The sequence below is a fragment of the Psychrobacter pygoscelis genome (assembly GCF_004335015.1).
Lineage (GTDB): Bacteria > Pseudomonadota > Gammaproteobacteria > Pseudomonadales > Moraxellaceae > Psychrobacter > Psychrobacter pygoscelis.
The window spans coordinates 48987-64380 of the sequence record NZ_RQRU01000001.1 but is presented as its reverse complement, the minus strand read 5'-3'; the positions used below and the strand labels follow the sequence as shown (position 1 = coordinate 64380).

Annotated in this window: 12 protein-coding genes; 4 read left to right on the top strand and 8 right to left on the bottom strand. The window is 43.1% G+C overall.

All coding sequences use genetic code 11. From position 1 onward, the window contains the following. Positions 1 to 203 precede the first annotated feature (203 nt). The 4 genes from EGV92_RS00225 (at position 204) to EGV92_RS00210 (ending at position 7179) form a co-directional block, all read left to right on the top strand. Positions 204 to 905 carry an NAD-dependent epimerase/dehydratase family protein gene (locus EGV92_RS00225; RefSeq protein WP_131667221.1) on the top strand — a complete coding sequence of 234 codons (702 nt, stop codon included), beginning with the start codon at positions 204 to 206 and terminating at the stop codon, positions 903 to 905. Between the two features lie 98 nt (positions 906 to 1003). After that, the gene (gene rraA, locus EGV92_RS00220; protein ID WP_131668035.1) at positions 1004 to 1519 is read left to right on the top strand and encodes a ribonuclease E activity regulator RraA; all 516 of its coding nucleotides are present in this window, start codon (positions 1004 to 1006) and stop codon (positions 1517 to 1519) included. Between the two features lie 501 nt (positions 1520 to 2020). After that, a complete protein-coding gene (gene mfd, locus EGV92_RS00215; protein ID WP_131667220.1) occupies positions 2021 to 5683 on the top strand; it encodes a transcription-repair coupling factor in 3663 nt (1220 codons plus the stop codon). Between the two features lie 1064 nt (positions 5684 to 6747). Next, positions 6748 to 7179 (top strand): HIT domain-containing protein, encoded by a 432-nt coding sequence (locus EGV92_RS00210; RefSeq protein WP_131667218.1) that lies wholly within the window; start codon positions 6748 to 6750, stop codon positions 7177 to 7179. Positions 7180 to 7488: 309 nt separating this feature from the next. On the opposite strand, the gene fdx is transcribed toward EGV92_RS00210, so the two are convergent. The 8 genes from fdx to EGV92_RS00170 form a co-directional block, all read right to left on the bottom strand. Beyond that, entirely contained in the window at positions 7489 to 7827 is a 339-nt protein-coding gene (fdx, locus tag EGV92_RS00205) for an ISC system 2Fe-2S type ferredoxin (protein WP_131667216.1), read from the bottom strand. 159 nt (positions 7828 to 7986) lie between these two features. Further along, complete coding sequence (hscA, locus tag EGV92_RS00200; RefSeq protein ID WP_131667214.1) at positions 7987 to 9873, bottom strand: Fe-S protein assembly chaperone HscA; 1887 nt, start codon at positions 9871 to 9873, stop codon at positions 7987 to 7989. Between the two features lie 175 nt (positions 9874 to 10048). Then, positions 10049 to 10642 carry a Fe-S protein assembly co-chaperone HscB gene (hscB, locus tag EGV92_RS00195; RefSeq protein WP_131667213.1) on the bottom strand — a complete coding sequence of 198 codons (594 nt, stop codon included), beginning with the start codon at positions 10640 to 10642 and terminating at the stop codon, positions 10049 to 10051. A 262-nt stretch (positions 10643 to 10904) separates the two neighbouring features. Then, positions 10905 to 11225, bottom strand: coding sequence for an iron-sulfur cluster assembly protein IscA (iscA, locus tag EGV92_RS00190; protein ID WP_131667211.1), 321 nt, complete (start codon positions 11223 to 11225; stop codon positions 10905 to 10907). 337 nt (positions 11226 to 11562) lie between these two features. Next, the gene (iscU, locus tag EGV92_RS00185) at positions 11563 to 11955 is read right to left on the bottom strand and encodes a Fe-S cluster assembly scaffold IscU (protein ID WP_131667210.1); all 393 of its coding nucleotides are present in this window, start codon (positions 11953 to 11955) and stop codon (positions 11563 to 11565) included. Between the two features lie 147 nt (positions 11956 to 12102). Further along, a complete protein-coding gene (locus tag EGV92_RS00180) occupies positions 12103 to 13329 on the bottom strand; it encodes an IscS subfamily cysteine desulfurase (RefSeq protein ID WP_131667208.1) in 1227 nt (408 codons plus the stop codon). Beyond that, a complete protein-coding gene (locus EGV92_RS00175; protein ID WP_131667206.1) occupies positions 13326 to 13823 on the bottom strand; it encodes an Rrf2 family transcriptional regulator in 498 nt (165 codons plus the stop codon). Before EGV92_RS00175 ends, EGV92_RS00180 begins: the two co-directional genes overlap by 4 nt. Positions 13824 to 14447: 624 nt before the next feature. After that, positions 14448 to 15092, bottom strand: coding sequence for a hypothetical protein (locus EGV92_RS00170; protein ID WP_131667204.1), 645 nt, complete (start codon positions 15090 to 15092; stop codon positions 14448 to 14450). Positions 15093 to 15394: the final 302 nt, after the last annotated feature.

Sequence of the window (15394 nt, the reverse complement as noted above, 5' to 3'; positions counted from 1 at the left end):
TTACTGTACTATTGGCACTTAAAAAAGCTTGCTATATTTAGCTTAGCTTATGATATCTAAATTTGCTTTATTAATAAGCGATACCTTATCTATCCCACTGCTTTAAACTCACGGATTCGTAGTGTGGTGGTAAAATAGGCTTGACTATCAGATAAGATGAGCTAAGACTATCATTTGCAATACGCTATCGTTATGGATTATTTATGCAACGAAAAGCCATTATTATTGGAGCCACAGGATTGGTAGGTCAGCAGCTGGTTAAACAGCTGAGTGCCTTGTATGACAAGATAATCGTGATTGCGCGTCGGCCGCCAAGATATATGAATGCTAGTATGCATTATTATCAATTGAATGATTTTGCTAATCTTGCGGATACTTTTGCCAATCTGGACCTTGATTATCATACAGATGCTTTTAGCTGTCTAGGTACGACACAAAAGCAGGCGGGGAGTGAAGAGGCGTTTAGACAAGTTGATTATAACTATAATGTCGACTTTGCGACTTTATGCTTTAATAAAGGAGTGCGTCAGTTCTTTTTATTATCTGCACTTGGTGCACAAGTAGACAGTCGAATTTTCTATAACCGCGTCAAGGCAGAAACTGAACTAGCAATTGAGGCAATCGGCTTCACTAATTTGACTGTTTTTCGGCCGTCTTTACTGCTAGGTAAGCATAAAGGTCGACCACTTGAGCGTCTTAGTCAAGGGGTGTTTAGGCTGATATCGCCCATAGTTCCTGAATCGGTATCCGTACATCCAATCTCCGCCAAACGTGTGGCTATTGCCATGGCGATGACTGCCCATCAGCTCTACGAGCAGGCTAAGTTTCGCTCACCACGTCATACCCCAAAGACTACAATTATCGAAAATAAGCAGATGCTAGCAATGACTCGGGTTAAAAGTTGAGTGAATAAAACACCTATAATTTTAGCGTCTGTATAGCATACGACATAACCATGACAGTGCTTAAGCCAAGACCTTACTAGGAGAAAATAATGTCACAGATGACCAAAGAGAACTTTGTTACTTGCGATCTATTAGATGCCAATCCGGAGAGTCAGGTTTGCCTTCCTAATATAGAGGGTAAGTCGTTTTATAGCTTTGGCGGTAAAGATAAGTTCTGCGGTGAGATCGTTACCGTGAAGTGCTTTGAGGATAATAGCCGAGTGAAAGCCTTGCTAAATAGTGATGGTACAGACGCTCAAGGATCTGGTAAGGTCTTGGTAGTCGATGGTGGTGGTTCCATGCGCTGTGCGCTGTTGGGAGATATGATAGCGCAAGCGGCCATAGATAATGGCTGGGCAGGGGTCATCGTCTATGGCTGTGTTCGTGATGTCGATGATATGGCGCAGATGGATATTGGCGTTATGGCCTTGGGTGCGATTCCGAGGAAGTCTACACGCCGTGATGAAGGTCAGACTGATATTGAAATTAGCTTTGGTGATTTAACCCTGCGCTCAGGAATGCATGTTTATGCAGACAATAACGGCATCATCGCTAGTGATAAACCATTGCTTTAGTCTGAAGTATTTTTCTAGGTGTTTTATGACCAGTTAATTTAGGTTAGATAAGTGCCAATGAGCCAAGGTGTTTTTTTTTATTTGAGCATAATGTTGAGTTAATAGGGCTAAGGTTAGCACTTTAGCTGAGTGGTTATGTTATCTCGTAAATGTGCATTTTGCCTAAGTGACAAATCGTAGCGCCGCTACTAGATAGGGATAAACCAGATAACTGTAGGTAATTATATTGTAGGCAGTCTTGTACAGTTAATCATTAATAGACAGTATTAATTATTGTTTATACAGATAGTCTATTATAGTCTCTCACTTCGCCATGGCTATGCTATGGCGTTGAGGGACCTACATAATGTTATTTATATCGATACTTCGATACATTACTACGTTGATACCTCTTAAGCTCTGTAACTTGCGGCGCAAGAGATACTTTAGAGTAACGATTGTACCGATTTGCTCATCACCTTCTTTAAGTTTTTTAAGTCCATTCTGTTTAAGCTATCATTTATGACGAACTCGCCGTTGACCTTTGCTTTTTTACCCATCAATGAACAGCTATTTCCTATTAAAGCCGCGCAAAAGCGCTGGTTGACTCCTTGCTACGGAGCGGTAGGTAGTCTATGGCTGGCAAGCCTCCTGCAGACCCCAGTCGCCGACGTAGCGGATCAGCTTAAAGTGGTGGTTACTGCCGATCAAAATCAGCTAAATCAAATAGAGACTGAGCTGGCATTTTGTGGTGTAGATGCTTATGTATTCCCAGATTGGGAAACTTTAACTTACGATGAGCTATCGCCGCATCAAGATATTGTCAGTGAGCGTATCAATTTACTAACTGATATGCCAACGAGCGGCATACTGCTTATCTCCATTCAGACTTTGATGCAGCGAGTGGCGCCGCCCAGTTGGTTAATCGGTCAGCACTTTGACTTGAGCGTGGGTGATCGCTTCGATATTGCAGCGCAGCGAGACTTGTTAGCACGTGCCGGTTACCGGGCGGTAGATAATGTCTTTGAACCAGGGGAATTTGCTGTTCGCGGTAGTATCGTTGATATATTTGCTATGGGTCAGCCATTTCCGCTACGTCTTGACTTGTTTGACGATGAGATAGAGAGTATTCGCTTCTTTCATCCGCAAACCCAGCGGACACTGACTCAAGAGGCGCTAACTGAGATTTTATCGGGCAATGACAGTAGTATTGGTCAAGAGTCAATATCGTTACTGCATAAGCTGCCTGATGTCTCTCAGCCCATTACTCAGTTTCAGATATTGCCGGCTAAAGAGTTTCCGTTAGAAGAGGGTAAAGAGACCTTCCGGACCAACTTTGCGACCATGTTTCCCAATACCAGTAGCCGCAAATTTGAGCTGCATAAAGATGTTATGGCAGGTATAGCCAGTAGTGGTCTTGAGTATTATCAACCGCTATTTTTTGACTTAGAGACGTGGAAAAGTGAGGCCACGTTATTTGACTATTTTCCTAAGTCGGTATTGTTCATCGTCGATGAAGGCGTGCCCGCTAAGCAAGCTGATTATTGGGCTCAGATTCAGCGCCGATATGAAGAGCGGCGTCATGACATCGATAAACCCATCTTAGAGCCATCACTACTATATCTACCTGCTAACACCCTCAATGAATACCTAAACAGCTATCCTAGAGTCATTACCAGTGTTACCGAACCTGTCAAGGGGCAAGCCCTTTCAGAGGGCTGGGTAACTCTTGCTGCTAAACAGCCACCAACGCTACCTGTTAGCCATCAGAAAGCTGAGCCTTTAGCGGATTTTTTGGCTTTTATTACTAATGTAGATCAGCACCAAGACGCCCCAATACTCATCGTCGCCGAAACCCCAGGCCGGCGTGAGATTTTACTGGAGTTATTTAAAGGCAAGGTAGAGGTTCAGACTTATGATACCTTTGCTAGCTTTCTTGATAGTGTAGGTCAGCACAGAAGCGACAAAGCTAAAAGGCTACCAACTGTAGGGCTGACTGTCGCGCCGCTTGAGCGAGGTGTCTTTGTACCTGGCCGACTGATTATAATTAGTGAGACGCAGCTGTTTGGTAGGCAAGTACTGCAAACGCGTCGCCGTCGCCAAAGTGATGTGTCTGAAGAGTTTTTGATTAAGAGTGTGACTGAGCTGACCGAAGGCAGTCCGGTGGTGCATATCGAACATGGCATTGGCCGCTATCACGGGCTTATTACCCTTGATGTCGGTGAGGGTGAGCAAGAGTTCATCCACTTAAAATATGCAGAAGACGCCAGTATTTATGTTCCTGTTGCCAATCTACAATTTATTAGCCGCTATAGTGGCGGCGACCCAGCCTTAGCGCCATTACACAAAATTGGTAGCGGCAAGTGGGACAAAGCCAAGCAAAAAGCACTACAGCAGATTCATGATGTCGCCGCAGAGCTACTTAATATTCAAGCTCGCCGAGATGCCAAGACCGGTATTCACTTTAATGTGGATATGTCACAGTATGAGCTGTTTACCAGTCAGTTTGCTTTTGAAGAGACGCCAGATCAAGCCAATGCCATCGACGCTGTCATGTACGACATGAAGCAAAATAAACCGATGGATAGGCTTATCTGCGGTGATGTAGGTTTTGGTAAAACCGAAGTCGCTATGCGCGCTGCCTTTATCGCAGTCAGTGCGGGTTATCAAGTTGCGGTTTTAGTACCCACTACTTTGTTAGCTGGACAACATGAAGATAACTTTTTGGACCGGTTTGCTGACTGGCCTATTCGTATCGAGTCACTATCACGTTTTGGTGGCAAAAAACATCAAGAAACGGTATTAATGGATTTAGCAGCTGGTAAGATTGATATCATTATAGGTACGCATAAGTTACTGCAAAAAGATGTTAAGTTTGCCAATCTTGGTCTAATGATCGTCGACGAAGAGCATCGCTTTGGCGTGCGTCATAAGGAGCGAATAAAAGCAATTCAAAGTGACGTTGACAGTCTTTCTATGACCGCGACACCAATTCCTAGAACGCTTAATATGGCCTTGTCTGGTATGCGTGACATGTCTATCATTGCCACGCCGCCTGCTCGCCGCCTAGCGATCAAGACCTTCGTTATGCAAAAGACTCAGGCGCTGATGAAGGAGGCAATACTGCGTGAGCTGCTGCGCGGTGGTCAGGTGTATATACTCCACAATGATGTCGCAAGCATAGAGCGATTGGCTGAGTCTGTCCGTGAGCTAGTGCCAGAAGCTCGAGTAGGTGTTGCCCATGGTCAGATGAATGAGCGCGGCCTTGAGCAAGTGATGCAGCAGTTTTATCATAAAAAATTCAATGTACTCGTTTGTACTACTATTATTGAGACTGGTATTGATGTGCCCAATGCCAATACTATTATTATTGAACGCGCAGATAAGTTTGGCTTAGCGCAGCTGCATCAGCTTCGTGGCCGCGTCGGGCGTAGTCATCACCAAGCCTATTGTTATCTATTAGTGCCTTCTCTTAAAGGCTTAAAAGGCGATGCTAAGAAGCGTCTGACAGCTATTGAGCGCGCCAATACCCTTGGCGCAGGATTTATGCTGGCAAGCGAAGATCTCGAGATTAGAGGGGCAGGGGAGATACTAGGTAAGCAGCAAAGCGGTAATATGCAGGCGATTGGTTTTAGTCTATACATGGATATGCTTGAGCGAGCGACTAAGGCTATAAAGGCTGGCCGTGAGCCAGATTTAAATACCCCCTTGTCATTGACCAGTGATATTAATCTGCATTGTTCTGCACTTATCCCAGAAGCATATCTGCATGACGTACATCAGCGATTATTATTCTATAAGCGCATTAGTAATGCTGATGATAAAGAGGCTTTGACAGACATTCGTACAGAGATGATTGATCGCTTCGGCACTTTACCCGAGCAGACCAAGCATCTATTCGCTATCCATCAGCTGCGCTTAAAAGCTGATGGCTTGAAGATCAATAAGATTGATGCTAGCAGTAGCAGCGTGACGCTCGAATTTGCCCCCGATACCCCAGTCGATGCGTTGGCTATTATTAAGCTCATTCAGTCAGATAGTCAAAAGTATCGGATGAATGGAGCTTCAGGAATACGCTATCAGAATCCTGATAAGCTTGAGACGCCCGAGCAGCGAGTTACCGCCATTAATGAGCTACTGGCGCATTTTGCTCAACACACGGTAGAAGAGCCAGCTGCAGGGTGAGGTAGATAGATAGCTGCAGCCATCGTTTATCTAATCTTTTTGGCTTTCTAACCTGCTTCACGTCATAAAAATGTCATGACTTCGTCATATCATTGTCATGACATTTTTTTATTATTAAATTGTCAGCAAGATTAGTAATGAGAATTTTGACAGTTTTAACAATCATGACAAAAGACTTAAGGGCCTTGGCAAATTATAGTAACTGCTTATAGCAAATACTTGTAGTAACTATAGCATGTCGTTAGAAGTATTTGAGCCAGTAGTTATACTTCAGCAAGGTTGATTGGATAGGGAAAAGTACAGGACGACCGATGAAAAAAATTATGCTCGCAGTAGAGTTGGAAGATATCGATTTACCTACTTGGTATGATGATGTAGAAGATTTAATTGAGTACCATGTGGAAGATGGCGTTGAGATATGAGCTACTAATAAAGGGGTTAGTCAAAACAAATAAAGCTCATAAAAGTTATAAATTATAATCTTATAAGCGGCTAAATGATAAAGCTCTATGTGTGGATAATAAGAAGTAAAATAAAGCGAGTGGCGTAAACAATAAGCAGGGTAATAGGCATAACAAGCTTAAGCTTTATAAAGCTCGAATAAAACTTAGTATAAAGCTAAATTGATAATTTGAATGACTTTTCTAATGACAATGACAAGTAAGGATACTAATAACGATAATTACCAATAACAAAGTATAATAATAGCTATAATACTCTGTAACGCTTACATAATAACAAGGCAGCCCTCGAGGCTGTCTTTTTTATACTCAATAAATACAGCAGCTCCTTGACAGTGAATACTGGGATTATCAAAGTTAAGCTTGGGTAGGACTCTAGAATAAATGGGCTAGGAGCACAGCCATAAATTAACTCTAAGTAACGCTACTCTATAAACCGGAGGAGATTCCTGATAAAATAGCCTAATTACAAAATCTTCGTAGTGACTTTTATCGCCAAACTTTAATTATCTTACTTTTATTTAAGTACGTTTATCAGAGCTATTTCCTTGAGAAGACTTTGGTCTTAGCTGGTTTATTCGTTACTTTAGAGACAGTGTTCCTATGTTCCAATTACATCCTACCTTAGCTCAAGATACTTTTTTAGTCGGTGACTTTCCATTATCTACCTGTCGATTGATGAATGACTGTCAATTTCCTTGGTTGATTTTGGTACCCAGAGTAAGCGGTATCAAAGAGCTTTATGAGCTACCTGAAGCCGAGCAGATACAATTTTTGCGAGAGTCCAGTTGGTTGTCTAGCCAATTAGCAAAGGCCTTTCAAGCCGAAAAAATGAATGTGGCTGCACTGGGCAACCAAGTGCCGCAGCTACACTTTCATCATATTGTCCGCTATCAAAACGACATTAAATGGCCAAATCCTGTTTGGGGAACGCCTGCGGTACCTTATACTAAAGAAGTGTTATCGCAGATGCAGCAGACCCTTATGATGGCGCTGCGTGGTCATCATCAGATGCCATTTGATTGGAAGATGTAGATCAGCTGTGATTATTAAAGCTGCTGTAGAAGGTTGAGAGTTTTAGACTTCTTTAGCTCAAACAGCCCTAAGTATTATTCAGTGGTTGTGGATTACACGACTATTAATAGTCACTCTGTAGCAAATTTTAGAGTAATTTAATCATAGCTGCGACCTATCTGGATGTTGACAATATCAATATTTAGTTTAGGTTGAGTGGTGTTGATTACTTCAGTGTAGACGGCTTTGATACAAAAAAGGCAAGCGCTAAGAGTTAGCGTTTGCCTTCTTGCACGATAGAGCTATAAAGTAGCTCTAACTGAATATTTATTAATGATTTTCTTTAGCGTGATTTAGGGTGTATTTAGGAATCTCAATGGTGAGGTCTTTGTCTTCTACAATGACCTGGCACGATAGTCTTGAGTCTGCCTCAAGTCCCCAAGCGCGGTCCAACAGATCAGCTTCAATATCATCCATCTCATCCAAGCTATTAAAGCCTTTTCGTACCACGACATGACAAGTGGTACAAGCCTTCGACATCTCACATGCGTGCTCGATACTAATGCCTTTTTCTAACAAGCCAGCACATAAGTTGCTACCGCTATCAAGGTCGACTTCTGCACCTTCAGGGCAAATTTCATGATGGGGTAGTACAGTAATCTTTGGCATAGGTACAACATCCATTGCTAATCAATCAACTAAAATTTAGCCCAAATATAATATATATTTGAGCTTACGAATCGCACTCAATAATATCTATAAGTTACCGATGCGCGCCTAATTATTTATGTAGGGCTATTGGGCACTGGCCGTAAGCATAATTAGCGCCTACCAATCTTCTGCTTTGGTTCCCGCCATCGTACTCTTGATACTTAGGTCCATAATGCGAACTGCAAAAGCATCGCTACCTGGTTTTAATTCGGCTTGGGCTTGATCTATTGACGCTTGATCATCTGAGCTTATAGCGTCCTTCACCGCTTGGATATTCTGCTTGAGCGCTTCAATCTCTGCTTCGCTAAGTAGGCTTGCGAAATCTTTGAGAGCAGATTCTAATGCCAGTACTTCACGCTCTGCTTCTACCTTAGTCTCAATAAGTGAGCGAGCTTGCTTATCTTGTTCAGCGAATTTGAATCCAGCCAATAATAGCTGCTCCTTTTGCTCGTCTGATAATCCATAAGCAGGGGAGATTTCGATCTGACTATTTGTTCCCGTAGTGGTCTCTTGAGCGCTTACGGTTAGTTGGCCATTGGCATCAATACTAAAGGTCACCTCAATTCTAGCAAAGCCTGCCTTCATAGGCGGGATACCAAACAGCTCAAAGCGTCCTAGCGTACGGCAGTCAGCCACGGTCTCGCGCTCGCCTTGGACCACATGAATAACCATACCGGTTTGACCATCTTGGTAGGTAGTAAATACTTGGCGTTTTTTCACTGGGATTGGTGTGTTGCGCGGAATAATAACTTCCACCAAGCCGCCCATCGTTTCAAGACCTAACGATAAAGGAGTGACATCCAGTAGTAGCATACTATCATCGCTGCCGTTGACCAGTTGATGCGCTGCTTGAGCGGCCCCTAAAGCGACGACCTCATCCGGGTTGTGTCGGCATAAAGGCTGGGTAGCAAAAAAGTCGGCTACCAGCTCTTGAATCACAGGCATTCGGGTAGATCCACCAACTAAGATGACCTCATTAAGGGCAGACTTGTCTAGCCCGGCATCGCGCAGCACTTGATCACAGACTTGTAAGGTGCGGCGGCTCACTGGTTCAGTAATTGCGGTCAGGTCAGTTTGCGATAGTTTGCCTTGCCAAGACTGACCATTAATAGTTACTTCTACTTCAACTTGCTCATGATCACTAAGCTGCTGCTTGTAGCGTTTTGCCTGCCTAGCAAGCTCCGATTTATCATGGCTACTGATATTACTTGGAGAGTGCCCAGATTGTTTAATTAACCAATTAGCAATAAGGCGATCGATATCATCGCCACCTAAAGCGCTATTACCACCGGTAGCTAACACTTCAAATACCCCATCAGTCAACTTCAATATAGACACATCAAATGTACCACCGCCCAAGTCATAAATCAGGTAGTAATGGGTCTTTTGAGCGGATGAAGAGTCTTCGCTAGCCCTATCAAGGCCATAGGCAATAGCAGCAGCCGTGGGCTCATTGAGTAGGCGGAGGACATTAATACCAGCCGCAGTAGCCGCATCCTTAGTCGCTTGCCGCTGAGCTTCATCAAAATACGCTGGCACGGTAATCACTGCGCCGGCGATACTGTCCTCGGGTAAGGCAGAGATGGCACGCTGATAAAGGGTATTGAGTATCTGCGCGGAGACACCAACAGGAGAGATATCACCTTGCGCGGTGACAAATGTCGGCATGGCATTGGCATCGCCGCTCAAGGCATAAGGGTGGGAGAATTTAATATCTGCCTGACTTCGGCCCATAAAGCGTTTGGCTGAGATAATCGTACTGGCAGAGTCCTCACTTCTATACTGTAAAGCATCATGACCTACAATGGGTGATCCAGACTTTGGATAATAAACGACGGAGGGCAATAATGTATCTTCAGGATTATTGGCTTCAATAATCTGCGCTTTGCTAGAGCGAACGACGGCGACCAATGAGCGAGTTGTTCCTAAATCAATACCAATGCCATAGCGGTGCTCATGCGGTTTAGTACTTTGGTTAGGCTCAGCAATTTGCAATAAAGACATAATACAACTCAAATTTATTTACTAGAATAATGAATGAAACTGCTCAATAATTCCTATTTTATTGAGAGTACGACCTATAAAGGTCAGAAGCCCTAACTTAGACATGACAGCAGACCTAGAGCAGATCACCTGTCAATACTAATGCTAGCCTGTCAGGCGTTTAGCTAGCAAGTCGTTAGACGTACAAATCATCGTCATTACCATCTGCCTGATTGGCGATAGCATCTATGCCTGCTAAAACATCGGCATTGAGTTTGTTCAAAAACTTCAACTTCTGAGTAGCGTCACAAGCAGTAGCCCAGTCTTGGGCAGAATATGTTTGCTCAAAGCGAGTAGATTGAGACTGTAGGCGAGAGGCTATCTGCGGCTTTAATTGCTGAAGAATCGTCAAGTCATTGTTTTGGATAGCGTCATCTAGGACGATTCTTAACTCCATCGCGTCATCTAAAAAGTCCAAATCGGCAATGGAGTCATTCAAGCTGTCCGCATTGCCTGCCAGCTCTAGCAGATAAGTCGCTCGACTATCGGCAGCTTTGAGGGTCTGATAAGCATGGTTAATCAAAGCTGAGTGGCCGCTTGATGGTGTCTCAGACTGCTGAGAGGCAGTGGTAGTCTCAACCAATTTATCCGGATGATACTGCTTTTGTAAGGCACGGTATTGTAAGTCGAGTTTGGCCTCATCTACGGTAAATTGCACAGGTAGATTAAATAAAGCAAAGAAGTCATTATACTGAGCAGGGTTTTTATCGTTTGCAGATTCGCGAGTCATAATAGTGCTCTTGTAATGGAGGAGAGACGAAAATTACCGCAAAGTGAAATTAGCTCGAAGAAGCGCGGTCAATTAAAATATCAAATAGAAGATCAAAATTATAAGGATAGCGTCATTATAGAGATAGAGTTAGAATAATTAGCTCTATACTAAAATAATAGCGGAGCCTACAAGACTTAAGTTTTTGTAGTCGTGCTAATTAGGCGTTATAAAGCATCAAGATGATTATCACTACCATTCTCTATCTTAAATTTAAGCACTTTTAAACGGTAAATGATTCACCACAGCCACACTCACCTTTTTGATTGGGGTTGCTAAATTTGAAGCCTTCATTGAGTCCATCGACCACATAATCCATATGTAGACCATTTAAATAAACCATGCTTTTTGGATCAACAAAAATATTGACATCTTGGCTGACAAAGCGCTCGTCATTAGGATCAGGGTCATCCACGAATTCTAATACGTAGGCAAGCCCAGAACAACCCGCAGTACGAATGCCCACACGGATGCCTTCACCTTTTCCGCGATTGGCCAAAAAGTCTTGAATATGCTTAGCGGCACGTTCGGTGAGTTCTATCATAGTGACTCCTTATTACAACAGCTTATTCTTACATAAGGGTAGTAGTTTACTCAGTCGGTATTGATTGACAGCCCTTCAACGCTAGACATAGAGAGCTTTTTTCTTCAAAAATAGAATGAGCTTCTGACTTTAAAAATAGGACGGCTAAATAAGGCAAAGATGACAATGCAAACTGCAGATTGTCACCTTTATTCCCTTAAAGTCTATAATGCTTACTCGTCCACTCAGGCATTGAAGTTATAGCACCGTACACTCAGTTAATTAAGCGTCAATTAATGACACTTTAATAGAAAATATGGGTAATCGTCTCTCTATACAAGGCTAAGCTAATAGTAGATTAAGCGTCAGCAGCTTGATGCTTGCCTTGGTAGTCACTGATGGCAGCTTTAATAGCATCTTCTGCTAATACCGAGCAGTGAACCTTAACGGGGGGCAGGGCTAGCTCTTCAGCGATATCACTGTTCTTGATAGTACCAGCTTGGTCTAAAGTCTTACCTTTTAGCCATTCGGTCACTAGTGAGCTTGAAGCAATGGCAGATCCACAGCCGTAGGTCTTGAAGCGAGCGTCTTCGATAACACCATCATCATTTACTTGGATTTGTAAGCGCATGACATCACCACAAGCAGGCGCACCTACCATACCGGTACCGACATTGCTAGCATTTTTGTCAAGATTACCAACGTTGCGTGGGTTTTCGTAATGGTCAATAACTTTATCGCTATAAGCCATGAGTTTTCTCCTAGTTGGACGAGGCGACTATAGTTTTGGCCTAAAGACAAGTAATGTCAAAGGACAGTCACCTCTATATTTGGGGTCAAACGGTCTTTAATTCAACACAGTTTGCTGTTATATAAGGTTATCTATCGTAGACTGGGCTTAGTGTGCAGCCCATTCTACTGAGTTTAGGTCCACACCTTCTTGGAACATATCCCACAGTGGAGATAGAGCGCGTAGCTTATCTACTGCTTCATGCATCTGAGCTAAAACAGTGTCGATATCTTCTTCAGTTGTGTAGCGGCCAAAGCTAAAGCGAATGGAGCTGTGCGCTAATTCATCAGAGCGGCCGATGGCACGAAGGACATAAGAAGGCTCTAGCGTCGCTGAAGTACAAGCTGAGCCTGAAGAGACCGCTAAGTCTTTTAGCGACATCATTAGCGACTCACCTTCGACGAAGTTGAAGCTAATATTGATGATGTGAGGTACGCTATGATCCGCATCACCATTAAGGTAGATCTCTTCGATATCTTGTAGACCATCCCAAAGTTTTTGGCGCAGTTTAGCCGCATGAGCGTGGTCTTTTTCATAGCGCTCACCAACCAGCCTAAAGGCCTCACCCATACCTACGATCTGGTGGGTCGGAAGCGTACCAGAACGCATACCGCGCTCATGACCACCACCATGCTGCTCAGCTTTTAGACGGATACGAGGCTTACGGCGAACGAATAAAGCACCAATACCTTTAGGGCCATAGACTTTGTGACCAGAAAAGCTCATCAAGTCGATTTTTAATTCTTCAAGATTAACGGGTACTTTACCGACTGACTGCGCACCATCGACATGAAATACAACACCGGCCTCACGAGTAATCTCACCAATAGCACCGACATCTGTAATAGTGCCAAGCTCGTTATTGACCATCATTAATGAGACTAAGATGGTATCTTCACGGATGGCGTCTTGAACTTGCTGAGGTAGAATCATACCAGTGCCAGGCTGCGGCTCAAGATAGGTAATCTCAAAGCCTTCTTGTTCAAGCTCACGGCAGGTATCGAGTACCGCTTTGTGCTCAATTTTACTGGTGATAATGTGCTTACCACGAGACTGATAAAAGTGAGCTGCGCCTTTAAGAGCTAAGTTATCTGATTCGGTAGCGCCTGAGGTGAATACGATCTCTCGAGGGTCAGCATGAACAAGTTCAGCGATTTGCTGACGCGCGGTCTCTACCGCTTCTTCAGCCTGCCAGCCATAGCCATGGGAGCGTGATGCTGGGTTACCAAAGATACCATCAACGGTTAAATACTGCCCCATCTTTTGAGCCACCTGCTTGTCAACAGGGGTCGTTGCGGCATAATCGAGATAAATTAAATGGTTAGTTTGACTCATGCTGGGTTCACCTCGCTGGTCGATAAAGTAATAGTAGATATATCATTATCAGCAATTAAATGCTGGCGCTCCGCTACAGATTGGACATTTTCCATATCTAGAAGCTGAGCTAAGGTAATATTATTTAGATACTGCTCTATATGATTCGATAATGCACACCATAAATCATGGGTCAGACACATTGCACCGCCTTGACAATCGCCTCTACCTTCACATTGCATCGCATTTACAGACTCATCTACGGCAGAGATAATACTCATAACGTCAATCTCGTCAAGAGGCTTGGCCAGATAGTAGCCACCGGCAGCCCCACGAATACTCGTCACTAAGCCACGCTTACGCAGTTTAGAGAAGAGCTGCTCTAGATAAGATATGGAGATAGACTGACGCTTGGCAATGTCAGAGAGGGATACTGCACTGTCTTGCTGGCTATTTTGCAAAGCTAAATCGAGTAGTGCAGTAACCGCGTACCTACCTCTAGTCGTCAAGCGCATAAAATCTCTCCCATTAAATTTAGTGCCATCTTATGAAAATAAGCGATAGGCTTTCTATGTTCAGCGGCAAGCTCGAGGGATTATTAAGCCAATATTAGGTTGCTAATCTCAAGCCAGCTTTGCCAGTGACTGCTTATATCAATTCATAATGTTCCATTGTTATGACCGCTATTATACTTAATCCTGAGTAAAATAGTCAAGATTGATTTTACGCTTTATGTCAGTGAGGTATAAGATAGGGATTAGTCTTAGAATTCAGTTAAATATAGGCTACTTAGGTCAGTTGGTAGCTAACTTTTCATATTGTTAGCGCCTCTTATATTTATCTTTCTCGCCAATCATACTATAGAATTATTTAAAACTACTGAGATAAAGAACGTCAAATCTAAGGACAGCCTCTAGAGCGTTCATAAGCTATCGAAAGCCATGACCTCCTGATACGGTGAAGTGAAACCTTGCAGCCAAAACAGATTTAACTATAACGGCTTCTCAACCCTATGGCAGCTTCTCATTCATTCATAAAAAAACACCATCGAAACGACAGTGTGGATAAAAAACGACAAGTAAAGTATGAGAAATAAGCTATATCTAAACGATGATAAAAGTCCTCAATGAGCTTTAGGGTTAATTCATCAGCCAGCCCACAATAGCCACCAGAGCAATCAATGTCATAATACCTAGACCGATCATTAGAGTTTTTTGCTTGCTTTGTAGTTCTTTAACCGTAGTTTCAAGCTCACGATTCTTGGTGCTTAGCGTACTGATTTGGGTCTGTTGCTCACTGATTCTAAGCTTGTAATCCTCTGTTTTTTGCTCACGAGTCTCGCCATCTTCAGCATCTCGCTTATTAGACCCTTTAACCTTTCTTAGCAAGCTTTGAACAAGGCTAGCAAGCCCCAATTGCAGTAAGAAGTTTTTGACCAGATCAACTTGAAGGGCGTCACCACGCATCTGCAATTTATTCACTTGAGCTTCGTTATGACTGGTCAAAACGTTGAGTACTTGAATGCTATACGCATTAATAATGACATCTGGCTCTGTGCGACCACTGGGTAGGGTAGCATCCAATAATACGCCCTTATAACTAAAGGTTGCATACACTTCCGTATGAGGTAAATAAAGTCGTAGGCAGACGACAGTGTCCCTCTTCGCCAGTGGATAAGCGGCTCTGCGTAGCGCTGGATCTAAGCGTAACAACAAGGTAAGAGCAGACTCAATAAACACCAATATAATATTTAAAAGAGAGTGTGACAACGAAGTACGCTTCATGTAATCAGTCCAATTGGTTAACAAATCGATAAAAAGAACAAAGATTTAATAGCTCGAAATGACATAAGATACAATATTACGTACGATTTTATCAAATAACCTTGAGCAAAATGTAGCTGTGTCGTTATAGTAAAGCAATAGTCAACAAAGTTTGGGAATAAGTGGGTAACAGTTAATAAACCAAATATACTGTAGATTATCCTACTACACTAGAGCGCTGAGGTATCTTACCTTTTGAGCGATACAGAAGCTAGCTATCATCGTTAGCGCGACTATAATGTATAAATTTCGCGTTACTGAGC